Below are 22,588 nucleotides of genomic sequence, written 5' to 3'. Positions count from 1 at the left end.
AACAATGACAGCCATCGCGGCCAGCGTGCCGTCCCGTGAAACCTGCAGCCCTGAAGAGTGGAAACTGCGCGAGGAGCTGGCGGCCTGCTACCGGCTGATCGCCCACTTCCGCATGAGCGACCTGATCTTCACGCACATCTCCGTGCGCCTGCCCGGGCCCGAGCACCATTTCCTGATCAACCCGTACGGCCTGATGTTCGACGAGATCACCGCGTCGAGCCTGGTGAAGATCGACCTGGCCGGCAATCCGGTCGAGCCGACGCGCTACAAGGTCAACCCGGCCGGCTTCGTCATCCACAGCGCCATCCACGCGGCGCGCGAGGATGCCCAGTGCGTGCTGCATACCCACACCCGCGCCGGATGCGCGGTGGCGGCGCAAGCCGACGGGCTGCTGCCGCTGAACCAGATGTCCATGGAGTTCTACGGCCGCCTCGGCTACCACGACTACGAAGGCATCGCCCTGTCGTTCGACGAGCAGCAGCGCCTGGTGCGCGACCTCGGCGACCACCTGGGGATGATCCTGCGCAGCCACGGCCTGCTGACCGTGGGCGAGAGCGTGAAGCAGGCGTTCCTGCGCATGTACTACCTGGAGAAAGCCTGCGACATCCAGATCGCCGCCCAGGCCGGCGGCGGCAAGCTGGTGATCCCGCCGGACGAGGTCTGCCGGCGCACCGAGCGGCAGTTCAACGAACCGCAGCGGCCATTGGCCGAGGGCGAGCTGAGCGATCCGGACGGCATCGAGCTGGCTTGGGAAGCGCTGTTGCGCATGCTCGACCGCACCCAGCCGGATTATCGGGATTGAGGCTGCCGTTTGTGGTTATCCGGTTCCCCGCGTTCGCGGGGATGACACGGGAGAAAACGCATCCCAATCACGTCACTCCCGCGAACGCGGGAGCCCAAAAGACAGGTGTTCCTACAGGGAAATCCCGCGTCTGAAACGAAGAAGCCCGGCGTCTGCCGGGCTTCTTGTTTATTGCTGGGTCCGCGTCTTGCTGTTGCTTTCCAACTGCTTCTCGGCGGCCTTGGCCAGGTCCGGCGGGAGGAAGTCCTTGTCCGGGTTGTAGTCGGCCTTGAGGTAGCGGCTCAGCGCCTGCAGGTCGGCCGGGCTGAGGGTGCCGGCGGTCTGCTTCAGGCGCAGGTTGTCGAGGATGTAGTCGTAGCGGCTGTTGTTATAGTCGCGTACCGCGCTGTACAGCTGGCGCTGGGCGTCGAGCACGTCGACGATGTTGCGGGTGCCGACCTGGTAGCCGATCTCGGTGGCTTCCAGCGAGCTCTGGTTGGAGATGATCGCCTGGCGCCGCGCCTTCACCGTCTCGACGTCGGTGTTCACAGCGCGATGCTGGTTGCGGGCGTCCTGCACCACCTGGCGGCGCTGGCTTTCGCGCAGCTGCTCGCTCTGGCTCAGGCGCTGGTACGACTCGCGCACTTGCGAACTGGTCAGGCCGCCGCTGTAGATCGGTACGTTCAACTGTACGCCGATGCTGGTCTGGTCGACCCACTTGCCATAGGTCGGCTGGCCCGGAATACCGGAGTTGGTAAAGCCCAGCGCGTCGTTGTCGCCCTTCTGGTACTGCACCACGGCGTCGACGGTCGGCAGGTGGCCGGCCTTGCGCTGGCGCAGGGTCTCTTCGGCGGCGTTGACCGCGTAGTTGCTGGCCTGCAGGGCGATGTTCTGCTGCACCGAGGTGTCCACCCAGGCCTTGGCGTCGTTCGGCGTCGGTACCACCACCGGCAGCGAGTGGAGGATGCCTTCGATGGAGCTGTATTCGCGGTTGGTCAGGGTCACCAGGGCCTGGAAGGCATCTTCCACGGCTTGCTCGGCGACGATGCGGTTGGCCCGCGCGGTGTCGTAGCCGGCCTGGGACTCGAGCACGTCGGTCTTGTCCGACAGGCCGACGTCGAAGCGCTCGTTGGCCTGGTCGAGCTGGCGCTTGAAGGCGGCTTCTTCGGCCTTGCTGGCGGCCAGGTTGTCTTCGGCACGGAGCACGCCGAAGTAGGTTTCGGCGGTCTGCAGGATCAGCCGCTGTTGAGTTGCGGAGAATTCCAGCTGGGCCTGTTCGCTGATGTTTTCCGCGGCCTTGAGCTGGAACCAGCGGTCGGCGCGGAACAGCGGCTGGCTGAGGGTTGCCTGGACCAGTTCGCTGTTGCGGTTGAGCGTGGCGTCCGGCTCGTCCAGCGAGGTGCGGGTGTTGCCCAGGCTGCCGCCGGCGTTGATCTGCGGCAGCAGGCCGGAGCGTGCCTGCGGCACGACTTCCTTGCGCGCCAGGTAATCGGCCTGGGCGGCGGCGAGGTCGGCGTTGTTGTCGACGGCATCCTTGTAAACGCTGATCAGGTCCGTCTTGGAGGGCAGCGGAGCGGCATTCGACGCGGGCTGGGCTGCCCAGACGAAACCGGTAGTGGCGGCCACGGCGACAGCCAGGGAAAGTCTGCGCAGCATTCGTTCGTCCTAGAAAGTGTGCGGGTGGGGCAAGGCTAAGGGGGCCTCGAAAGTCGGTCAAGGCAATCAGTTCGAGGTTTTGGTTGCTGGAGTGTAGCTGTCCGAACGTGACCGCGAAGTCGTATCGAAGACATTTGGTCCGCCGCCATTGGCCAAGCGCCCGACTCTTGATTAGACTGCGCGGGTTCTTGTCGGGGTGCCCCATTGCGAGGGGCTGAGATCGGATAGTTCCGGATCCCGTTGAACCTGATCGGGTTAAGACCCGCGTAGGGAACAAGAAGTCCGCGTCCCCAGTGGCTTTCCGGCCGGCCCCCCGCTAACCGGACGCGTCCTTTGCGCTGTCGTCGCGCCTCCTTGCTCCAGGTTCTCCTCCGACAATCACCCCAGGAGAGCCAGGATGAGCAAGCCGAACACCACCGTTACCCGCCTCGAGCAGCTCGACCGCCAGTCGACGCAGCCGTTTCCCAATTCGCGCAAGGTCTACCTGAGCGGTTCGCGCCCGGACATCCGCGTGCCGGTGCGGGAAATCTCGTTAGCCGACACCCCGACCGCATTCGGCGGCGAGAAGAACGCCCCGGTGTACGTCTACGACACCTCCGGCCCCTACACCGACCCGGATGTACGCATCGACCTGCGCAAGGGCCTGCCCGACGTGCGCTCGCGCTGGATCGACGAGCGCGGTGACACCGAAATCCTTCCCGGCCTGACCTCCGAATTCGGCCAGGCACGCCTGGCCGACGCCAGCCTCGACGCCCTGCGCTTCAACCACGTGCGCACCCCGCGCCGGGCCAAGTCCGGGCGCAACGTCACGCAGATGCACTACGCCAAGCAGGGCATCATCACGCCGGAGATGGAGTACATCGCCATCCGCGAGAACCTGAAGCTGCAGGAAGCCCGCGCCGCCGGCCTGCTCAAGGACCAGCATCCCGGCCACAGCTTCGGCGCCAGCATTCCGCAGGAGATCACCGCCGAGTTCGTCCGTGAGGAGATCGCCCGCGGCCGCGCGATCATCCCGGCGAACATCAACCACACCGAACTCGAGCCGATGATCATCGGCCGCAACTTCCTGGTGAAGATCAACGGCAATATCGGCAACAGCGCGCTGGGTTCGTCGATCGAGGAAGAGGTCGAGAAGCTCACCTGGGGCATCCGCTGGGGCGCCGACACCGTGATGGACCTGTCCACCGGCAAGCACATCCACGAGACCCGCGAGTGGATCCTGCGCAACAGCCCGGTGCCGATCGGCACGGTGCCGATCTACCAGGCGCTGGAGAAGGTCGGCGGCATCGCCGAGGACCTGACCTGGGAAATCTTCCGCGACACCCTGATCGAACAGGCCGAGCAGGGCGTCGACTACTTCACCATCCACGCTGGCGTGCTGCTGCGCTACGTGCCGCTGACCGCCAAGCGCGTCACCGGCATCGTCTCGCGCGGCGGCTCGATCATGGCCAAGTGGTGCCTGGCGCATCACCAGGAGAACTTCCTCTATACCCACTTCGAGGAAATCTGCGAAATCATGAAGGCCTACGACGTCAGCTTCTCGCTGGGCGACGGCCTGCGCCCGGGCTCGGTGGCCGACGCCAACGACGCCGCGCAGTTCGGCGAACTGGAAACCCTCGGCGAGCTGACCAAGATCGCCTGGAAGCACGACGTGCAGGTGATGATCGAAGGCCCCGGCCACGTGCCCATGCAGCTCATCAAGGAGAACATGGACAAGCAGCTGGAGTGCTGCGACGAGGCGCCGTTCTACACCCTCGGCCCGCTGACCACCGACATCGCCCCGGGCTACGACCACATCACCTCGGGCATCGGTGCCGCGATGATCGGCTGGTACGGCTGCGCCATGCTTTGCTACGTCACGCCCAAGGAGCACCTGGGCCTGCCGAACAAGGATGACGTGAAGACCGGGATCATCACCTACAAGATCGCCGCGCACGCCGCCGACCTCGCCAAGGGTCACCCGGGCGCGCAGATTCGCGACAACGCGCTGTCGAAGGCGCGCTTCGAGTTCCGCTGGGAAGACCAGTTCAACCTCGGCCTCGACCCGGACACGGCGCGTGCCTATCACGACGAGACACTGCCGAAGGATTCGGCCAAGGTCGCGCACTTCTGCTCCATGTGCGGGCCGAAGTTCTGCTCGATGAAGATCACCCAGGAAGTCCGCGACTACGCTCGCGAGAATGGCCTGGGCGATGAACAGCAGGCCATCGAAGCCGGCTTCCAGGAACAGGCCGCGCGCTTCAAGGACGAGGGATCGGTGATCTACAAGCAGGTCTGACCGGCAGCACCCTGTAGGAGCGAGCTTGCTCGCGAACAACCCCAAGCTCGGGGCCGGTTCGCGAGCAAGCTCGCTCCTACGAAAAGCACTCTCACTCCAACAACATTCGAGCCTTGCGCATCGTGACCACCACCACCGCAACCAACTATTCACCCGCCATCGCCGTCGGCGCCGCCCAGCGCGTGCTCGGCCTGCGCGACCTGTTCTCCCTGTGGTTCTCCCTCGGCATCGGCCTGATGGTGCTGCAGACCGGCGCGCTGCTGGCGCCCGGCCTGGGCCTGGCCGGCTCGCTGCTGGCGATCTTCCTCGGCACCCTGGTCGGCGTTCTGCTGCTGGCTGCTGCCGGGGTGATCGGCAGCGACACCGGGCTGGCCGCCATGGCCTCGCTCAAGCTGTCTCTGGGCAGCCATGGCGCGGCGTTGCCGGCGATTCTCAATCTGCTGCAGCTGATCGGCTGGGGCGCCTTCGAGGTGATCGTCATGCGCGACGCCGCGAGCCTGCTGGCGGCGCGCGCCTTCGGCGAGGGCAGCCTGTGGACCAGTCCGGCACTCTGGACCCTGGTGTTCGGCGCCCTGGCGACCCTGCTCGCGGTCAGCGGCCCGCTGGCCTTCGTCCGCCGCGTGCTGCGCAAGTGGGGCATCTGGTTGCTGCTGGCGGCTTGTGTCTGGCTGACCATCGACCTGTTCAAGCGCGCCGACCTCGCCGCCATCTGGGCGCGCGCGGGCGACGGTTCGATGCCGCTGGCGGTGGGCTTCGACATCGCCATCGCCATGCCGCTGTCGTGGCTGCCGCTGATCTCCGACTACTCGCGCTTCGGCAAGCACGCCGGGCAGGTATTCGGCGGTGCGGCGACCGGCTTCTTCATCGGTTGCTTCTGGCTGATGGGCCTGGGCGTTGCCTACACCCTGGCGTTCGCCCAAGGCAGCGACGCCAATGCGCTGCTGCTGGCGCTGGCCGGTGCCGGCATGGGCATTCCGCTGCTGCTGATCCTGCTCGACGAGTCGGAGAAGGCCTTCGCCGACATCCACTCGGCGGCGGTTTCCAGCGGCATCCTGGTGCCGCTCAAAGTCGAGCACCTGGCGCTGGTCATCGGCGTCGTCTGCACCCTGATAGCCTGGTTCGCGCCGCTGGCGCAGTACCAGAACTTCCTGTTGCTGATCGGCTCGGTGTTCGCCCCGCTGTTCGGCGTGGTGCTGGTCGACCACTTCCTGCTGCGCCGCCGCGCCAGCGCGCAGATTCAGCCGGGCCTGCGCTGGGGCTCGCTGCTGGCCTGGGCAGGCGGCGTGGTGGTCTATCACCTGCTGGCGAACTACGCGCCGAACCTCGGCGCGACCCTGCCGGCGCTGCTGGTGTCGGGTGTGCTGCAAATGGCGCTGGGGCGCGTCGGCAGCAAGGTCTGATCGGCCTGTTGGCCGAATCGCGGGCATGGCCCGCTCCTACGGTTCCAGGAAGCACTAACGTAGGAGCGGGCCATGCCCGCGATCTCTTACTGCGCGCTGCGTCCGGGGAAGTAATACGGCTTCACGATGCCGTTCAAACGCGGGTAGGGGATCTTCAACTCCGGATGCCCGACCGAGTGCGGCGCGATGCGGTCGATGTCGTACTTGAGCGTCAGCGCCCCGAAGGTCAGGGCGAAGTGCGGGGTCGGCTGGAACGGCCAGTCCTTGACGAAGTTCGGGTCCTGCTCGAGGAGCTTGTTCTGCACGATCCAGGCCTGGTGCGCCAGGCGCGCGGTGTCCCAGAAGGCCTTTTCCTGGCCGGGCAGCAAGATGTCCTGCAGTTCCAGCACCTTGTGCAGGCGGCGGTCATAATTGATGAAGGCGCGCCCCGGCTGGCCGTATTCACCGCCGGTGAAGACGTAGCTGGACAGCTCGACGATCACCAGGCCGTCATGCTGCTCGCGTACCTTCGCTTGCAGATAGCTGCTCCAGCCGGGCTTGGCATCGGCGAGGAAACGCTTCTCGTAGAGTTCCAGCGAGGCCGGGCGCGCTTCGTCCGGCGTGGCGCGGGTGAGGTCGAGCAGTTGCGCGTCGATGGCAGCGTTCAGTGCGGGCTCGTCGGCGAAGCTCAGGGTGTCGAGATTGAACAGCGGGCACTGCTCTCCGGTACAGCCCGGTTGCTGGTGTTCGAAGGCTTTGCGTTCGGGTTGCAGTGGCTCGCCCAGGCCAGGCCCGAAAAGGCTCTGGCAGGCGCCAAGCATCAGGCAGAGGGCGCCCAGGGCGGCGATTTTCAGAAGGTGCATGGGAATCCTTGTCTCGTGGCCGGTGCCGCGCGCGGGCGGCGCGGCTTCGACCCTGTCGCGAGGGAGGGGTTCGCCGCGCCGCGCAGTTTAGCAGCGTCGCCGGTCTGCCCGCCGGGCGGTGGGTGAAAGAGGCTGCGTGGTGCGGTGCGGCGCGCTAGGATTGCGCGAATGTACAAGCCATCAGCGAGTTGAGTGGGATGTCGGAAATCTTCAAGGCCGGTCCGGACGACGTCGAGATCTCGGAGCGCGAGGAATGCTTCAGCGGCTTCTATCGCATCGAGCGGTTGCAGCTGCGCCATCGCCAGTTCGCCGGCGGCATGGGGCCGCTGATCAGCCGCGAGCTGTTCGTCCGCCACGACGCCGTTTGCGTGCTGCCCTACGACCCGCAGCGCGATGAAGTGGTGCTGGTCGAACAATTCCGCGTCGGTGCGCTGGAGGCGGGGGTCAATCCCTGGCTGCTGGAGCTGGTCGCCGGTTTGATCGACAAGGATGAAGAGCCCGAAGAAGTCGCCCGTCGCGAAGCGGTGGAAGAAGCGGGCATCACCCTGGGCGCGCTCTGGCCGATCGCGCAGTACCTGCCCTCGCCGGGTGGTAGCAATGAGCTGGTGTACCTGTTCGTCGGTCGCTGCGACAGCAGCCAGGCCGTTGGCATCCATGGCCTGGCCGAGGAGGGCGAGGACATCCGCGTGCATGTGCTGCCCTTCGAGGACGCGCTGCAGGCAGTTCGCGACGGACGCATCAACAACGCGGCGAGCATGCTCGCCCTGCAATGGCTGGCGCTCAACCGCGCCGAGGTTCGAGGCTTATGGGTGTGAACCTGCTGCGCGAGCGTTATCGCGTAGACCTGGTCGGATTGCAGGCCACCTGCGAGGCCAACTACCTGCGCCTGATGCGCCTGCTCCCGGACATGCGAGAAAATTGCACGGCCCGGCGCGTGGCACTCAGCGAGGGCGAGCGTCTGCTCGGTGTGCTGGCCCTGGAAGTGATCGAAGCCTGTCCGTACACCACCACCCTGCAGGTGCGTCAGGAGCTCGGCCTGCCTTGGCTGCCGGCGCCGCGTCTGGAAGTGCGGGTCTACCACGATGCGCGCATGGCCGAAGTCATAGGTGCCGAGCAGGCGCGCCGGCTGCTGGCCATCTACCCCTATCCGAACCAGGACATGCACCAGCCGGACGAGAAGAACCAGCTGAACCTGTTCCTCGGCGAATGGCTCAGCCACTGCCTGGCCTGCGGCCACGAGTTGGAGCCGGTGCTGCAGCGCTGAGGTCTGTGTGATGGCCTGGTGCCATGATATGCTCGCGCTCGTCCGGTAATTGCCCGCCGGGCGACGTCTGCAAGTGTGAACTGTGACTCTTTCCCGGTTTGCCCCATCCACGGGCTGTCACCATACTTCCCTCCAACGACGACGCCTCGCCTGACAGGAGAAGGCGCATTGCCTGCGAAATCCACTTCCGCCCAAGAGTCGCTGCTGCTCGTGCAGCTTTCCGATAGCCATCTTTTCGCCGAGGCCGACGGTCGTCTGCTGGGCATGGATACGGCCGACAGCCTGCGCCAGGTGGTCAGCCAGGTGCTCGGCGAGCAGGCGGAAATCGATCTGGTGCTCGCGACTGGCGACCTTTCGCAGGATGGCTCAGTCGAGTCCTACAGGAAGTTCAGGGAAATCTCCGGCGCGATTGCGGCGCCGACGCGCTGGTTCCCCGGTAATCACGACGAACTCGCGCCGATGCGCGAAGTCTGCGGTGACGCTGACCTGCTCGATGCTGTGGTCGACCTGGGCGCCTGGCGCATCATCCTGCTCGATTCCACCATTCCCGGCGCCGTGCCCGGGCAGATGACCGCGGAACAGCTGGCCCTGCTCGACGAGGCGCTGCTCGCGGCGTGCGACCGCCATGTGCTCGTCACTTTCCACCATCACCCGGTGGCTATCGGCAGCCAATGGATGGATCGCATCGGTATTCGCAATCCCGACGACCTGTTCGCGGTGCTAGATCGCCATCCGCAGGTGCGCTGCCTGCTCTGGGGCCACGTGCACCAGGAGTTCGACCAGATGCGCGGCGACGTGCGGCTGTTGGCCTCACCCTCGACCTGCGTGCAGTTCGCGCCCGGCAGCGAAGATTTCTGCGTCGACAGCCTGGCCCCCGGCTACCGCTGGCTGCGGCTGTACCCCGATGGGCGGCTGGAGACTGGCGTTTCGCGGGTCACCGGCATCGATTTCCAGGTCGACTACAGCGTCAAGGGCTACTGAGACTTCCCTCGCATTCCCTTGACCGCGGACGCTTGCAGCCAGCCGCTCGCAGCTTGTAGCCTCCCGCCCCATGACCGACATCCTCTATATCCACGGCTTCAACAGCTCGCCGGCGTCGCACAAGGCTCGCCAGCTGCAGGCCGTCATGACCCGCCTGGGCCTGCAGGATCATTTGCGCGTCCCCGAGTTGCACCATCACCCGAAACAGGCCATGGCCCAGCTCGAAGCCGCCATCGGCGAACTCGACCGGCCATTGCTGGTCGGTAGCTCCCTGGGCGGCTACTATGCGACCCACCTCGCCGAGCGGCATGGCCTCAAGGCCCTGCTGATCAACCCGGCGGTGTTGCCCCATGGCCGCTTCGACGGCTACCTCGGCCCACAGAAGAACCATTACAGCGGCGAGGAATGGGAGCTGACCCAGGCGCATGTCGACGCCCTGGCGGTGCTCGAAGTACCGCCGCCGGTCGATGCGACGCGCTACCAGGTGTGGCTGCAGACCGGCGACGAAACCCTCGATTACAAGGTGGCCGCGGTTTTCTACCGAGCCTGCGCACTGCGCATCGAAGCCGGCGGCGACCACAGTTTCCAGGGCTTTGCCCGCCAGTTGCCGGCGCTTCTGGCCTTCGCCGGCGTGCCGGCAGGCCTGTGGCGCGACCTCGATTTCTCCATCTTTGACTGAATTTCCTGACTGAAAAGGGACCCCATGGCCCAGCAGAACGCCTATACCGCAGAAGCCATCGAAGTCCTCTCCGGCCTCGATCCGGTGCGCAAGCGCCCGGGCATGTACACCGACACCACGCGGCCGAACCACCTGGCCCAGGAAGTCATCGACAACTCGGTCGACGAAGCCCTCGCCGGTCACGCCAAGAGCGTGCAGGTCATCCTCCACGAGGACAACTCGCTGGAAGTGATCGACGACGGCCGCGGCATGCCGGTGGACATCCACCCGGAAGAGGGGGTGCCGGGGGTCGAGCTGATCCTCACCAAGCTGCACGCCGGCGGTAAGTTCTCGAACAAGAACTACCAGTTCTCCGGCGGTCTGCACGGCGTCGGCATCTCGGTGGTGAACGCGCTGTCGACTACCGTCGAAGTGCGCGTCAAGCGTGACGGTAACGAATACCGCATGACCTTCGCCGATGGCTTCAAGTCCAGCGACCTGGAAGTCGTCGGCACCGTCGGCAAGCGCAACACCGGCACCACCGTGCGCTTCTGGCCGGATGCCAAGTACTTCGACTCCGCGAAATTCTCCGTCAGCCGCCTCAAGCACGTGCTCAAGGCCAAGGCCGTACTTTGCCCGGGGCTGCTGGTCACTTTCGAAGACAAGAGCAGCGGCGAGCGCGTCGAGTGGCACTACGAGGACGGCCTGCGCTCCTACCTGGTCGACTCCGTCGCCGATCTGCCGCGCCTGCCGGAAGAGCCCTTCTGCGGCAGCCTGGCCGGCAGCAAGGAAGCCGTGGACTGGGCGCTGCTGTGGCTGCCCGAGGGCGGCGAGTCGCTGCAGGAAAGCTACGTCAACCTGATCCCCACCGCGCAGGGCGGCACCCACGTCAACGGCCTGCGCCAGGGCCTGCTGGACGCCATGCGCGAGTTCTGCGAGTTCCGCAACCTGCTGCCGCGCGGCGTGAAGCTGGCGCCGGAAGACGTCTGGGAGCGCATCGCCTTCGTCCTCTCGATGAAGCTGCAGGAGCCGCAGTTCTCCGGGCAGACCAAGGAACGCCTGTCCTCCCGCGAGGCAGCGGCCTTCGTTTCCGGTGTGGTGAAAGACGCCTTCAGCCTCTGGCTGAACGCCAACCCCGAGTTGGGCCTGCAGTTGGCCGAGCTGGCCATCAGCAACGCCGGCCGCCGCCTGAAGGCGGGCAAGAAAGTCGAGCGCAAGAAGATTACCCAGGGCCCGGCTCTGCCCGGCAAGCTGGCCGACTGCGCCGGCCAGGACCCGATGCGCGCCGAGCTGTTCCTGGTGGAAGGTGATTCCGCCGGCGGCTCGGCCAAGCAGGCGCGGGACAAGGAATTCCAGGCGATCATGCCGCTGCGCGGGAAGATCCTGAACACCTGGGAAGTGGATGGCGGCGAAGTCCTGGCCAGCCAGGAAGTGCACGACATCGCCGTGGCCATCGGCGTCGATCCGGGCGCAGCGGACATGAGCCAGCTGCGCTACGGCAAGATCTGCATCCTCGCCGACGCCGACTCTGACGGCCTGCACATCGCCACCCTGCTGTGCGCACTGTTCGTCCGCCACTTCCGCCCGCTGGTGGAAGCCGGGCACGTCTACGTGGCGATGCCGCCGCTGTACCGCATCGACCTGGGCAAGGAAGTCTTCTACGCCCTCGACGAGGCCGAGCGTGACGGCATCCTCGAACGCCTGCTGGCCGAAAAGCGCCGCGGCAAGCCGCAGGTCACCCGATTCAAGGGCCTGGGCGAGATGAACCCGCCGCAGCTGCGCGAAACCACCATGGACCCGAACACCCGGCGCCTGGTGCAGCTGACCCTGGAAGACGCCGAAGGCACCGTGGAGATCATGGACATGCTGCTGGCGAAGAAGCGCGCCGGCGACCGCAAGTCCTGGCTGGAGACCAAGGGCAACCTGGCCGAGGTCCTGGCCTGATGCGCTTGTGGCTGGCCGCCCTGGCGGCCGTCCTGGGCTGCGCGACTGCACTCGCTGACACGCCTGCACCCGCTGAGCTGGCGTTCGTCAGCGAGCACGCCGTCGAAGGCATGCGCGGCGGCAACCTGTCGGGGCTGGCGCTGTGCGATGGCGAGCTGTGGACCGTGTCCGACCGAGACGACGACCGCGCCTACAGCCTGCGGCCGGACGAGACGCCCGGCAGTGTCTGGCAGGCCAAGGCGGAGCTGTTCAGTGCGCCCGGGCTGCCGGACAGCGGCTTGTCCTGGGGCGAACGAGTGCGTACCTGGGGCATGAGCCTGCTGCGCGGAGGTGCCCTGGATCTCGAAGGCATCAGCTGCGATCGCGCGGGCAACCGCTATCTGGTGAGCGAGGCCTACGCTGGCGTGCTGCGCCTGCCGCAGACCGGCGAACCGGAATGGCTGCCGCTGCCCAAGTCGCTGCTGCGCCAGGCCCGTGCCAGCGGCTTGCTGATGGTCAACAACGCCTACTACGAAGGGATCGCCATCGATCCCGACGGCAAGCGCCTCTGGCTCGCCGCCGAGCGCCAACGCCGTGGCTTGCTGCGCCTGCGCAACGACAACGGCACCTGGAAGTGCGACGGCGCCTGCGTGATGTTCAACGAGGGCGGCACCGCCATGCCGCCGGCGGCCTTGAACAGCGACAAGCCCTGGCCGTTGGACTTCGCCGACCTCTCGCTTTACCAGGGCAAGCTGTTCACCCTTGAGCGCCTGCTGCACCAGATCTGCCGGCGCGACGCCGACAGTGGCGCCGTCGAGCGCTGCTGGTCGTTCGCCGCTGGCGCGCTGACGCCTGAGCGGCGTTATCCGCTGCCTTATGGGGTGGCCGAGGCGCTGGTGATCGACGACAAGGGCGCCTGGATCGGCCTGGACAACGGCGACACACCTCGCGCCAATGGTGATTTGCGTCCCTACGTACTGCGCTTCGCCGCACCGGCGGAGGGCTGGCTGGGTGGCCAATGAGCGAAGCACAACCCGGACGCGGCCTCGGCAAGGCCATGATGATCGGCGCCTGGCTGGCCGGCATCGGCCTTGCCACGCACTTCTTCGGTCTCTGGGAGCAGCGCCAGCACAACCCGAATGTGCAACCGCAGTCGCTGCACGGCGACGGCTTCGTCGAGCTGCGCCTGCTGAGCAATCGCCAGGGTCACTACGTGTTCGATGGACTGATCGACGGCACGCCGGCGACCTTTCTGCTCGACACTGGTGCCAGCGCCGTGGCGGTGCCGGAAACCCTTGCCCAGCGGCTGCAGCTCAAGCGTGGCGCGCCGGTCGACCTGGATACCGCCAACGGTCGCACCCAGGGCTGGCGTACGCGCCTGCAGCGCCTGGAACTCGGCGACATTCTGCTCCACGACGTGCCGGCGCTGATTGCGCCGGGCATGGACGGCAACGAGGTGCTGCTCGGCATGAGCGCCCTCAAACAACTCGAATTCTCCCAGCGCGACGGCACCCTGGTGCTGCGCCAGAACATTTCCCCGTGAGGCACGCATGAGCGAAACCCTCGATCTCAGCCTGGAAGGTGTGGAGCGTCGCTCCCTCGCCGACTTCACCGAGCAGGCTTATCTGAACTACTCCATGTACGTGATCATGGACCGCGCCCTGCCGCATATCGGCGACGGCCTGAAACCGGTGCAGCGCCGCATCGTCTACGCCATGAGCGAGCTGGGCCTGGACGCGGACGCCAAGCACAAGAAGTCGGCGCGTACCGTCGGTGACGTGCTGGGTAAGTACCACCCGCACGGCGACTCGGCCTGCTACGAGGCCATGGTGCTGATGGCGCAGCCGTTCTCCTACCGCTATCCGCTGGTGGATGGCCAGGGCAACTGGGGGGCGCCGGACGATCCCAAGTCCTTCGCCGCCATGCGTTACACCGAGGCGCGCCTGTCGCGCTACGCCGAGACCCTGCTTTCCGAGCTGGGCCAGGGCACCGCGGACTGGGTGCCGAACTTCGACGGCACCCTGGAAGAGCCGGCCGTGCTGCCGGCGCGCCTGCCCAACCTGCTGCTCAATGGCACCACCGGTATCGCCGTGGGCATGGCCACCGACATCCCGCCGCATAACCTGCGCGAAGTGGCTGCGGCCTGCATTCGTCTGCTGGACCAGCCCGACGCCACGGTCGGTGAGCTGATCGAGCATGTGCCGGGCCCGGATTTCCCCACCGAGGCGGAAATCATCACCCCGCGCGCCGACCTACAGAAAATCTACGAAACCGGCCGCGGCTCGGTGCGCATGCGCGCCGTGTATCGCGTGGAAGACGGCGACATCGTGGTCACCGCGCTACCGCACCAGGTGTCCGGCGCCAAGGTGCTGGAGCAGATCGCCAGCCAGATGCAGGCCAAGAAGCTGCCGATGGTTGCCGACCTGCGCGACGAGTCGGACCACGAGAACCCGACCCGCATCGTCATCATTCCGCGTTCCAATCGCGTGGATGCCGAAGAGCTGATGACCCACCTGTTCGCCACCACGGACCTGGAAAGCTCCTACCGGGTGAACATGAACGTCATCGGCCTGGACGGCAAACCGCAGGTCAAGGACCTGCGCCAGGTGCTGAGCGAGTGGCTGACCTATCGCACCGACACCGTGCGCCGTCGCCTGCAGTTCCGCCTGGACAAGGTCGAGAAGCGCCTGCACCTGTTGGAAGGCTTGCTGGTCGCCTTCCTCAACCTCGACGAAGTCATCCACATCATCCGCACCGAAGACCAGCCCAAGCCAGTGCTGATGCAACGCTTCGAGTTGTCCGAGCTGCAAGCCGACTACATCCTCGACACCCGCCTGCGTCAGCTGGCGCGCCTGGAAGAGATGAAGATCCGCGGCGAGCAGGACGAACTGGCCAAGGAACGCGCCAAGCTGCTGGCGATCCTCGGTTCCAACGCCAAGCTGCGCAAACTGGTACGTGACGAGCTGCTGGCCGATGCCGAGACCTACGGCGACGACCGTCGCTCGCCAATCGTCGAGCGCGCCGAGGCGAAGGCGCTGTCGGAAACCGAACTGATGCCGACCGAGCCGGTCACCGTGGTGCTGTCCGAGAAGGGCTGGGTGCGCTGCGCCAAGGGCCACGACATCGATGCGACCGGGCTTTCCTACAAGGCCGGCGACGGCTTCAAGGCTGCCGCTCCAGGCCGTTCAAATCAGTACGCCGTGTTCATCGACTCCACCGGCCGCAGTTATTCGCTGGCGGCGCACAGCCTGCCGTCTGCGCGTGGGCAGGGCGAGCCGCTCACTGGCCGCCTGACCCCGCCGCCGGGGGCGAGCTTCGAGCGCGTGCTCCTGCCGGAGGACAGCGCGCTCTACGTACTGGCTTCGGATGCGGGCTATGGCTTCGTGGTCAAGGGCGAGGACATGCAGGCCAAGAACAAGGCCGGCAAGGCGCTGCTCAGCCTGCCCAACGGCGCGCAGGTGATGGCGCCGCGTCCGGTTGCGGACGTCGAGCAGGACTGGCTGGCGGCGGTGACCACCGAAGGTCGCCTGCTGCTGTTCAAGGTCGCCGACCTGCCGCAGCTGGCCAAGGGCAAGGGCAACAAGATCATCGGCGTGCCGGGCGAGCGTGTTGCCAGTCGCGAGGAGTACCTCACGGACCTGGCGGTGCTACCGAATGGCGCAACCCTGGTGCTGCAGGCGGGCAAGCGCACCCTGTCGCTTAAAGGCGATGACCTGGAACATTACAAGGGTGAGCGTGGTCGGCGTGGCAACAAGCTACCGCGCGGTTTCCAGCGGGTCGATGCGCTGCTGGTCGAGCCCCTGTCTCAGGATTGAAACGCCCCGCGACACACTCTGCCTCTGGAGCTATGGCGCCGGTTAGGGGATGATAGGTCCCTTTGACAGGGGCGCCTTGGCGCCTTTGTCGTTAAATTCTTCGATTTGTAGCAAGTATCGCCGAACTTCGGCGAAACACGGTGATGCCCGATGAGCGCTCTGCGCATCCTCGCATGTCTTTCCCTCGTCAGCCTGCTCGGGCTGGCGGGATGTTCGGTGAATCGACCGGCCCAGCTATATCAGCTGGATACCGGTTCGAGTTCGGTGCCGACCCGCGACAACGGCGTGGCCGTTCTTCTCGGGCCGGTGCAACTGGCCGACTACCTGCAGCGCGAAACCATGGTTCAGCGCCAGGCCGATGGCATCCTCAATCTGTCCAGCGATGCGCGCTGGGCCGGTAGCCTGCAAACCAACGTGAGCCAGCAACTGCTGCGTCAGCTCTCCAGTCAACTGGACAGCACGCGCCTGGCGCTGTTCCCGGAAAAGCCCGGATTCGCTCCGCAGGTGCAAGTGATGCTCGACATCAGTCGCCTCGACTCTGGTCCGAAAGAGCCCGCCGTACTCGATGCGCGCTGGCGCCTGCTCGACCAGAAGGGTGCGCTGCGCGACAGCCGTGTCTTCCATCAGGAAGAGAAGCATGACGGCAGCATCAAGGATCAGGTCCGCGCGCAAAGCGACCTGTTGCGCCGCCTGGCTGAGCAGCTGGCCGGCGACGTACGCCCTGTGGCAGTAGCGATCGAGCAGCCGCCGGCGCCGCGCAAGCAGCCGACCGCAGTTGCCGAACAGGCGGCCAAGCCCAAGGAAGAAGGGCCGAAAATGCCGCTGGTTGTGCCCATCCGCACCGATGTAGAAGTCTTCCGCTTCTAATTGCCGCTCCTCTCGTGCCGCGCCCGAACCGCTCTCTGTCGGGCGTCGGCACTTAACAACTTCTTAACTGCGTCGGTGCTAATAAGGCTGCGAATCTGCCAATCGCGGTGACCGGAATCCCTTCGGTCATGGTCTGGCGGAGGAGCACCCGTGCTGCCGTCCATCTCCCCGTCCTCCCTGCCTTTCGGGCTGGCGCGCCTGAGCCCGGTCGCGCGCGCCTGGCTGTTGGGGGCGCTCGCGCTGTTGCTTTTCTGCATGCAGGCCCAGGGGCGCGAAGTGATCGGCTTCGATTCGCGCTTCGTGCTCTTCGCCCAGGAGATGCTGCGCCACGGCCCCAGCTTCTTCCCCATGACCTATGGCGAGGCCTACCCGGACTATCCGGGCACCTCGACGCTATTCATCTACTTGCTGTCGCTGCCGTTCGGGCGGGTGGACAGCCTGGCCGCCTGGTTGCCTTCGGCGCTCGCCTCGGCGGCGGTCGTCGCGCTGGTCTACCGCCTGCTGGAGCCGATCTCGGTTCGCTGGGCGTTGCTCAGCGTTGCGCTCCTGCTGCTGACAGCAACTTTCGTCAGCGAAACCCGCGCGGTCTCGCTGGACCAGATGATCTCTGCCCTGGCCTTGGGCGCCTTCTATCTCGCCTACCGCGACCGCGAGCGGCCGTTGCCACGGCTGCTGGGCTGGCTGGGCGTGCTGATGCTGGTCGGCTTCCTGATTCGTGGCCCGCTGGGCCTGGTGATACCCGCCGGCGTGGTCTGTGCCTGCTGGGTTGCGGCAGGGGAGTGGCGGCGTCTGCTGGCCTTTGCCCCGCTCGCCGCAGGATTGCTGCTGGTCTGTTGCCTGGTATTGCTCGCAGTGGCCGATCTGAGCGATGGCGCTGCCTTCGCCCACTCGGTCCTGCAGATGGAGGTGGTCGGTCGCCTGGACGGCAGCGCCGGCGCCAACTCGCCGCTCTATTACTTCCTCAGCGCGCCCGGCAACTATGCCATTGCGTTCCCGCTGGCGCTGCCGGCTCTGGCTCTGCTGTTCGGCAAGGGCGGGCGCACCGAGGAGCAGGGCACGCGCGTGCTCCTGCGTGCCTGTGCGCTGGCGGCTCTGGTCGTGATGATCGGCCTGTCGCTGCCGCAGGCCAAGAAGGCCCGCTACATCCTGGCGATGGCACCCTATGCGGCGATCATCGCGGCCTATCCGTTCCACGTCGTTGGAAGCCGTCTGGCTTCCATTCTGCGCATCGTGCTTCAGAGTCTGTGGTTTGCCTTGCCTGGTCTACTTAGCCTGGCGCTGCTGTTCGCTTGGCGGCATTCACCTCAGCTTGCCGACTATCACCACGCCATGCATCGCGCTCTGGCGCTGCTTCTACTGTTCCAGGGGCTGGCGCTGTGGGCGCTGGCGAAGCCGCGCCAGCGTGCCCTGGCGTTGGCCGGGTGCGCGGTTCTGTCGCTGTGGGCCGCCTACATCGTCGCTTTCGAGCCCATCGAACGCGGCCTCTACGGCACCCGCGAATTCACTCTCGCAGCGGACGCCGCCATCAGCGCCAAGCCGGCGCCGGTGGCTTTCGTCGGGCTCGGCAAGGACGCCAAGGCGATCAAGTATCTGGTCAACCTCGATCACGACCTGCAGCCGCGCTTCGTCGATCAGGACAGCCAGTTGGCAGGTTTGCAGGGGCCGCTCTACCTGGTGATGGATGCCGCTCATGAGCGTGCGCTTGCTGCGACGCCATTGGCCGGGCTGCGCCCGGTGGTGGCTGCCGATTTCGATCATGATCCCTATGTGCTGCTGTATCTCCCTGCACCCGGCGGGGCCCGCGAGTGACCTTCAGCGCATGACACGTCTCCTCATCCTCGCTGCTTGCCTGCTGTCGTTGTGCGGTTGTGGCGCCAGCCCTGGCGAGCGCCGGCACATCGCCCGGGACCAGGCGTTCTTCCGCGAACACCCGCTGCCGCCGCTGGCGCTGGAGCCGCGCCCGGGACACTTCGTGCTGGCGGTGCTGCCCGACACCCAGTACTACTCGGAGAACAATCACCAGGCGCGCTCGCTTTTCCGCACGACCCGGCGCTACGACAACCTGTCTTACGACCCGGTGATGGCCTTTTTCGCCCAGACTCACTGGCTGGCGCAGAACGCCACCGCGCTGCAGATTCCGCTGGTGGTGCACCTGGGGGACGTGGTGCAGAACGCCAGCAGCCTGACCCAGTGGCGAGTCGCCTCCAGCGCCATGCGCCTGCTCGAGGAAGGTGGCGTGCCCTACAGCATCATGACCGGTGCGCGGGATATCCAGGGCGAGCTGCCCGGCGACGACCATCGCTCGGTACGCGATCACTTCGATGAGTTCTTCGGGCCGCAACGGGCGACCTGGCAATCCACCTATGCCGGCAGCGATCCGCTGGGCTTGAGCCAGTACCACCGTTTCCGCGTCGGTGACCAGGACTTCCTGCTGCTGGCGCTGGACTGCAATCCGAGCGACGCGACCCTGGCCTGGGCCCAGCGCGTACTCGACGAGCATCCGAATACGCCGGTGATCCTGGCTTCCCATGGCATAACCCTGCCGCCCAACGGGGAGGCGCGCCTGTGGGACAAGCTGATCCGGCGCAATGATCAGATCTTCCTGACCCTCAGCAGCCAGCTGAACGGGTCGAGCCATCGTCGCCTGAGCAACGACCACGGGCTGAGCGTCGACATGCTGCAGTTCGACTACCAGATGCAGTACCTGGGCGGGAACGGCCTTCTGCGTTTGCTGGAGTTCGATTTGGCAGGCAACCGCATCGAGGCGCTCACGATGTCGCCCTGGGTGCTCTGGAAGAGTCGCTATCTGCCAGCTGCGACGCGCGCCTGCAGCGACGCCTCGAGTCTTTCCGACTGCGATCAGCTCGCCCCGCGGCCGGCGGAGCAGAAGGGTTGGGACAACCGCTACAGCATCGAAGTGGACTTCCGCCAACGCTTCTCGGCGTTCGCCGGCTATCGCCAGGTGGCGCAGGACGTCCCTGCGGAAGATGGCTTGCTGAGCCAGCTGCGGCGCTCGCTGAATATCGAGTGATTGGGGCGCTGGGCTTACTGGGAAGCTGACGCCAGCCTTGCCGGGCGGCAGGGCTGGGTTCGACTCGTCAGGAAGTGCGCAGGGCGCGCATGCGGGTGAGCTGGCGCTCGAGCATCGACGGGTAGGGTTCTTTCAGCCATTCGACGCAACTGGCTTCCGCCGGGTTGGCGATGGGGCGCACGCGGGCGCGCTGGCGCACCTGCTCGTCCTCGGCGATGGAGCGCTCGATCAAAAGCAGGTTGCGACTGTGCTGGCTGAGGTTCAGTGCGCTCTGTACGGCAGCTTCCTGCAGCAGCTCGGCCTGAGCCAGTGCGGCCAGCTCCTCGCCGTGGGTCATGCCCAGCTGCAGTTGCAGGGTGATGCCGCTATCGACTACTTCGATCTGCAGTGCGTGGCCCAGGGCGCGCATCAGTTCGCCGCAGCACAGGGCGTGGGTCAGGTAGTCGTCGTCGTCGCGAGCATGGAAGAGGATCAGGCTGCCGCCATCGCTGAGGGTGAACAGCTGGCCCTTGTACAGGCGCGCGGCCTGCTCCAGGCAATCGCGATAGCGCTCCAGCAGGTCCACCAGGCGGCTACGCGGCAGGCGTCGCAGTTGCTCCTGATTGCCCAGCTGCACGGCGAGTACGGCGCACGGGTTGGGCAGTACCGGCTCAAGCTCCGCTTCTTCAGGCTCTTCTTCGATCAGCGGCTCGTCGAGCTCTTCCACGTCGCTGGCCTCGACATGCGGCAGTTCGCCGTCGTCGAAGATGTTCTCGTCGAATTCGTGCTCGTCCGCCGACAGTTCCAGCTTGGGCTCGATGTCATCGTCGAGCTCGATGTGCGGGTCCTGCACCGGCTTCGGCGCAGCCTCTGCAGCCTTGGCCGGTGCAGCGGCGGCTGGCTTGGGTGCGGTTTTGCGCGGCGCGGGTGGTGGCGCTGGTGCGGGCTCGGGCGCGGGCGGTTTCTCCGGCACCAGGCGGGCCTGGAGTTGGCGGGCGAGGTCGCCGATTTCGTTGTGCAGGCCGGCACCGGGGGCGGGGTCATCCGGATCGCGCAGCCAGACGCGCAGCTGCAGCAGCGGCGTGGAGATGTGGCGGCCCAGGCGCAGGCTGAGGGTCAGGGTGAGCAGCAGCAGGATCAGGCTGATCAGTCCCATGCTCTGCAGGCTGACCATCATCGGCTGCTGGAATTGTTCCATGTCCAGGCTGATGCGCAACTGCCCGGCCATGACGTCCTGGAAGGTGATCTGCGTCGAGTACACGCCCTCGGTGTTGCCCAGCAGGCCTTGTTTCGGCCGGTTGCCGGACTCGGCCAGGGTGCGGCCGTCCGCGCTGTAGATGGCCGCGTGGGCCACCAGCGGGTTCTTGGTCAGGTTACCCAGCAGCACGTTGAGGCTGAGGATGTCGTTCGACACCAGCAGCTCGGTGGCCGAGGCGGCGGTCTGCGTGGTCAGGCTCTGGCCCACGGCATCGGCCTGCTGGTGCATGGCCTGCTTGAACTGCATGCCCATGACCCAGGCGTAGATGACCAGCGCGGCGGCGACCAGCACCAGGCTATGCATGGCGATGCGCAGGGCGATGGGCACCCGGCGCTGGCGCAGGGCGTGGTAGAGCAGCAGGAAGAAATTGTCGGGCTTGACGGAGGTGGGCCGGGTCACAGCGGGCTCGGTCTCTGTAGGAACAGTTGCCGGGCAGTATAACGGCGCCCCGGAAGCGGGCAAAGCGCCGCACCTCCTGCATTTCGGCGGGTCGCTCGATGCGACGCGGCAATCCGATCGGCGGTTGGCCGCATGCCGGGCGAGGCGCGGGCCGGGAAAGTCGGTAGAATGTGCGCCTTTTCTTCCATGGCGGAGACTGCGCCTTGCGCGAAATCGTCCTGATCAATATCACCGGGGAAGACCGCCCCGGCCTCACCGCCGCCATCACCGGCGTGCTGGCCCAGGGTGGGGTGAACATCCTCGACATCGGCCAAGCGGTGATCCACGACACCCTGTCCTTCGGCATCCTGGTCGAGATCCCGGATACCGAGCAGGCGTCCGCGGTGCTCAAGGAAGTGCTGTTCACGGCCTACAAGCTGGACCAGCAGGTGCGCTTCACGCCGGTCTCCGAAGCCGACTACCAGCAATGGGTCGGCGGCCAGGGCAAGCCGCGCCAGATCGTGACCCTGCTGACCCGCCGGGTAACCGCCGAGCAGTTGCACCGCGTCAGCTCGATCACGGCCAAGTACGGCCTGAACATCGACCACATCGATCGCCTGTCCGGGCGCATGCCGCTGGACATGCCGGAAGAGCACGGCAAGGGCTGCATCGAGTTCTCCGTGCGCGGCGAGCCGATCGATTCGGGCGCACTGCGCGCCGAGTTCCTCAGCGTGGCCCAGGAGCTGAACGTCGACATCGCCTTCCAGCAGGACTCGCTGTTCCGTCGCAATCGTCGCCTGGCGGTGTTCGACATGGACTCGACGCTGATCGAGGCCGAGGTCATCGACGAGCTGGCCAAGGCCGCCGGCGTTGGCGAGCAGGTGTCCGAGATCACTGAGCGCGCCATGCGCGGCGAGCTCGATTTCCGCGCCAGCTTCAAGGAGCGCCTGGCACTGCTCAAGGGACTCTCCGAAGACGTGCTGGAAGAAATCGGCGCCTCGCTGCGCCTGACCGAAGGGGCGGAAACCCTGTTCGCCGAACTCAAGCGCCTGGGCTACAAGACCGCGATCCTCTCCGGTGGCTTCACCTACTTCGCGCGCCAGCTGCAGGCCAAGCTGGGCATCGACTACGTGTTCGCCAATGAACTGCAGATCGTCGACGGCAAGGTCACCGGTGTAGCCGTCGAGCCGATCGTCGACGCCCAGCGCAAGGCCGACCTGCTGCGTGAGCTGGCGGCGAAGGAAGGTCTGCAGCTGGAGCAGACCATTGCCGTGGGCGACGGTGCCAACGACCTGCCGATGCTGGGGCTGGCCGGCCTCGGCGTGGCCTTCCGCGCCAAACCGCTGGTCAAGCAGTCGGCCAAGCAGGCGATCTCCACCCTCGGGCTGGATGGCATCCTCTACCTGCTGGGCTTCCGCGATCGTGACGGACGCTGAGGTCTCAACGCCAACGAAAAAGCCGCGCCTTCGGGCGGGCT

Annotated in this window: 18 protein-coding genes and 1 riboswitch; of the genes, 15 read left to right on the top strand and 3 right to left on the bottom strand. The window is 66.2% G+C overall.

Annotation, left to right across the window (positions count from 1 at the left end):
* Positions 1–4: 4 nt before the first annotated feature.
* Entirely contained in the window at positions 5–802 is a 798-nt protein-coding gene (locus tag PKB_RS26060) for a class II aldolase/adducin family protein (RefSeq protein ID WP_043255809.1), read from the top strand.
* A gap of 168 nt (positions 803–970) precedes the next feature.
* Here PKB_RS26060 and PKB_RS26055 read toward each other — a convergent pair whose 3' ends face one another.
* The gene (locus PKB_RS26055; RefSeq protein ID WP_043255806.1) at positions 971–2,437 is read right to left on the bottom strand and encodes a TolC family outer membrane protein; all 1,467 of its coding nucleotides are present in this window, start codon (positions 2,435–2,437) and stop codon (positions 971–973) included.
* A gap of 182 nt (positions 2,438–2,619) precedes the next feature.
* A riboswitch (TPP riboswitch) is annotated at positions 2,620–2,727 on the top strand.
* A 107-nt stretch (positions 2,728–2,834) separates the two neighbouring features.
* On the opposite strand from PKB_RS26055, the gene thiC reads away from it, so the two are divergent.
* Both thiC and cytX read left to right on the top strand, forming a co-directional pair.
* Positions 2,835–4,715 carry a phosphomethylpyrimidine synthase ThiC gene (thiC, locus tag PKB_RS26050; RefSeq protein ID WP_043255804.1) on the top strand — a complete coding sequence of 627 codons (1,881 nt, stop codon included), beginning with the start codon at positions 2,835–2,837 and terminating at the stop codon, positions 4,713–4,715.
* A 122-nt stretch (positions 4,716–4,837) separates the two neighbouring features.
* On the top strand, positions 4,838–6,115 hold the full coding sequence (gene cytX / locus PKB_RS26045; protein ID WP_043257816.1) for a putative hydroxymethylpyrimidine transporter CytX: 1,278 nt from the start codon (positions 4,838–4,840) through the stop codon (positions 6,113–6,115).
* A gap of 86 nt (positions 6,116–6,201) precedes the next feature.
* Here the strand turns inward: cytX and PKB_RS26040 are convergent, their stop codons facing one another.
* Positions 6,202–6,957, bottom strand: coding sequence for an RsiV family protein (locus PKB_RS26040; protein WP_043255803.1), 756 nt, complete (start codon positions 6,955–6,957; stop codon positions 6,202–6,204).
* A 197-nt stretch (positions 6,958–7,154) separates the two neighbouring features.
* Here PKB_RS26040 and PKB_RS26035 point away from each other — a divergent pair, with 197 nt between their 5' ends.
* The 11 genes from PKB_RS26035 (at position 7,155) to PKB_RS25985 (ending at position 19,496) form a co-directional block, all read left to right on the top strand.
* On the top strand, positions 7,155–7,772 hold the full coding sequence (locus tag PKB_RS26035) for an NUDIX domain-containing protein (protein WP_043255800.1): 618 nt from the start codon (positions 7,155–7,157) through the stop codon (positions 7,770–7,772).
* Positions 7,763–8,221 (top strand): DUF1249 domain-containing protein, encoded by a 459-nt coding sequence (locus PKB_RS26030; protein WP_043255798.1) that lies wholly within the window; start codon positions 7,763–7,765, stop codon positions 8,219–8,221. The genes PKB_RS26035 and PKB_RS26030 overlap by 10 nt, the downstream gene beginning before the upstream one ends.
* 168 nt (positions 8,222–8,389) lie before the next feature.
* Positions 8,390–9,202, top strand: coding sequence for a 3',5'-cyclic-AMP phosphodiesterase (gene cpdA, locus PKB_RS26025; RefSeq protein WP_043255797.1), 813 nt, complete (start codon positions 8,390–8,392; stop codon positions 9,200–9,202).
* 70 nt (positions 9,203–9,272) lie between these two features.
* Positions 9,273–9,881: a YqiA/YcfP family alpha/beta fold hydrolase gene (locus tag PKB_RS26020; RefSeq protein WP_043255796.1), complete on the top strand. Its 609-nt coding sequence runs from the start codon at positions 9,273–9,275 to the stop codon at positions 9,879–9,881.
* A gap of 24 nt (positions 9,882–9,905) precedes the next feature.
* Entirely contained in the window at positions 9,906–11,804 is a 1,899-nt protein-coding gene (parE, locus tag PKB_RS26015; RefSeq protein WP_043255794.1) for a DNA topoisomerase IV subunit B, read from the top strand.
* Positions 11,804–12,805: an esterase-like activity of phytase family protein gene (locus PKB_RS26010; protein WP_043255792.1), complete on the top strand. Its 1,002-nt coding sequence runs from the start codon at positions 11,804–11,806 to the stop codon at positions 12,803–12,805. The genes parE and PKB_RS26010 overlap by 1 nt, the downstream gene beginning before the upstream one ends.
* Entirely contained in the window at positions 12,802–13,326 is a 525-nt protein-coding gene (locus PKB_RS26005) for a retropepsin-like aspartic protease family protein (protein ID WP_043255790.1), read from the top strand. The genes PKB_RS26010 and PKB_RS26005 overlap by 4 nt, the downstream gene beginning before the upstream one ends.
* Positions 13,327–13,333: 7 nt before the next feature.
* The gene (gene parC / locus PKB_RS26000; protein ID WP_043255788.1) at positions 13,334–15,598 is read left to right on the top strand and encodes a DNA topoisomerase IV subunit A; all 2,265 of its coding nucleotides are present in this window, start codon (positions 13,334–13,336) and stop codon (positions 15,596–15,598) included.
* 150 nt (positions 15,599–15,748) lie between these two features.
* The gene (locus PKB_RS25995; RefSeq protein ID WP_043255786.1) at positions 15,749–16,465 is read left to right on the top strand and encodes a PqiC family protein; all 717 of its coding nucleotides are present in this window, start codon (positions 15,749–15,751) and stop codon (positions 16,463–16,465) included.
* 150 nt (positions 16,466–16,615) lie between these two features.
* Entirely contained in the window at positions 16,616–18,274 is a 1,659-nt protein-coding gene (locus PKB_RS25990) for an ArnT family glycosyltransferase (protein ID WP_422613518.1), read from the top strand.
* Positions 18,275–18,284: 10 nt separating this feature from the next.
* Entirely contained in the window at positions 18,285–19,496 is a 1,212-nt protein-coding gene (locus PKB_RS25985; protein ID WP_043255785.1) for a metallophosphoesterase family protein, read from the top strand.
* 67 nt (positions 19,497–19,563) lie between these two features.
* Here the strand turns inward: PKB_RS25985 and PKB_RS25980 are convergent, their stop codons facing one another.
* The gene (locus PKB_RS25980) at positions 19,564–21,132 is read right to left on the bottom strand and encodes an AhpA/YtjB family protein (protein WP_043255782.1); all 1,569 of its coding nucleotides are present in this window, start codon (positions 21,130–21,132) and stop codon (positions 19,564–19,566) included.
* A gap of 203 nt (positions 21,133–21,335) precedes the next feature.
* Here PKB_RS25980 and serB point away from each other — a divergent pair, with 203 nt between their 5' ends.
* Positions 21,336–22,547: a phosphoserine phosphatase SerB gene (serB, locus tag PKB_RS25975; RefSeq protein WP_043255780.1), complete on the top strand. Its 1,212-nt coding sequence runs from the start codon at positions 21,336–21,338 to the stop codon at positions 22,545–22,547.
* Positions 22,548–22,588: the final 41 nt, after the last annotated feature.

The organism is Pseudomonas knackmussii B13 (assembly GCF_000689415.1).
Classification (GTDB): Bacteria; Pseudomonadota; Gammaproteobacteria; order Pseudomonadales; family Pseudomonadaceae; genus Pseudomonas; species Pseudomonas knackmussii.
Note: the sequence above shows the minus strand (reverse complement) of the source record. Positions and strands in the feature narration are given on the sequence as shown.

Excerpts from the sequence above, each read along its gene's own strand:
- PKB_RS26060 (WP_043255809.1), top strand. The coding sequence starts at position 5 with ATGACAGCCATCGCGGCCAGCGTGCCGTCCCGTGAAACCTGCAGCCCT.
- PKB_RS26055 (WP_043255806.1), bottom strand. The coding sequence starts at position 2,437 with ATGCTGCGCAGACTTTCCCTGGCTGTCGCCGTGGCCGCCACTACCGGT.
- thiC (WP_043255804.1), top strand. The coding sequence starts at position 2,835 with ATGAGCAAGCCGAACACCACCGTTACCCGCCTCGAGCAGCTCGACCGC.
- PKB_RS26040 (WP_043255803.1), bottom strand. The coding sequence starts at position 6,957 with ATGCACCTTCTGAAAATCGCCGCCCTGGGCGCCCTCTGCCTGATGCTT.
- PKB_RS26035 (WP_043255800.1), top strand. The coding sequence starts at position 7,155 with ATGTCGGAAATCTTCAAGGCCGGTCCGGACGACGTCGAGATCTCGGAG.
- PKB_RS26030 (WP_043255798.1), top strand. The coding sequence starts at position 7,763 with ATGGGTGTGAACCTGCTGCGCGAGCGTTATCGCGTAGACCTGGTCGGA.
- PKB_RS26020 (WP_043255796.1), top strand. The coding sequence starts at position 9,273 with ATGACCGACATCCTCTATATCCACGGCTTCAACAGCTCGCCGGCGTCG.
- parE (WP_043255794.1), top strand. The coding sequence starts at position 9,906 with ATGGCCCAGCAGAACGCCTATACCGCAGAAGCCATCGAAGTCCTCTCC.
- PKB_RS26010 (WP_043255792.1), top strand. The coding sequence starts at position 11,804 with ATGCGCTTGTGGCTGGCCGCCCTGGCGGCCGTCCTGGGCTGCGCGACT.
- PKB_RS26005 (WP_043255790.1), top strand. The coding sequence starts at position 12,802 with ATGAGCGAAGCACAACCCGGACGCGGCCTCGGCAAGGCCATGATGATC.
- parC (WP_043255788.1), top strand. The coding sequence starts at position 13,334 with ATGAGCGAAACCCTCGATCTCAGCCTGGAAGGTGTGGAGCGTCGCTCC.
- PKB_RS25995 (WP_043255786.1), top strand. The coding sequence starts at position 15,749 with ATGAGCGCTCTGCGCATCCTCGCATGTCTTTCCCTCGTCAGCCTGCTC.
- PKB_RS25985 (WP_043255785.1), top strand. The coding sequence starts at position 18,285 with ATGACACGTCTCCTCATCCTCGCTGCTTGCCTGCTGTCGTTGTGCGGT.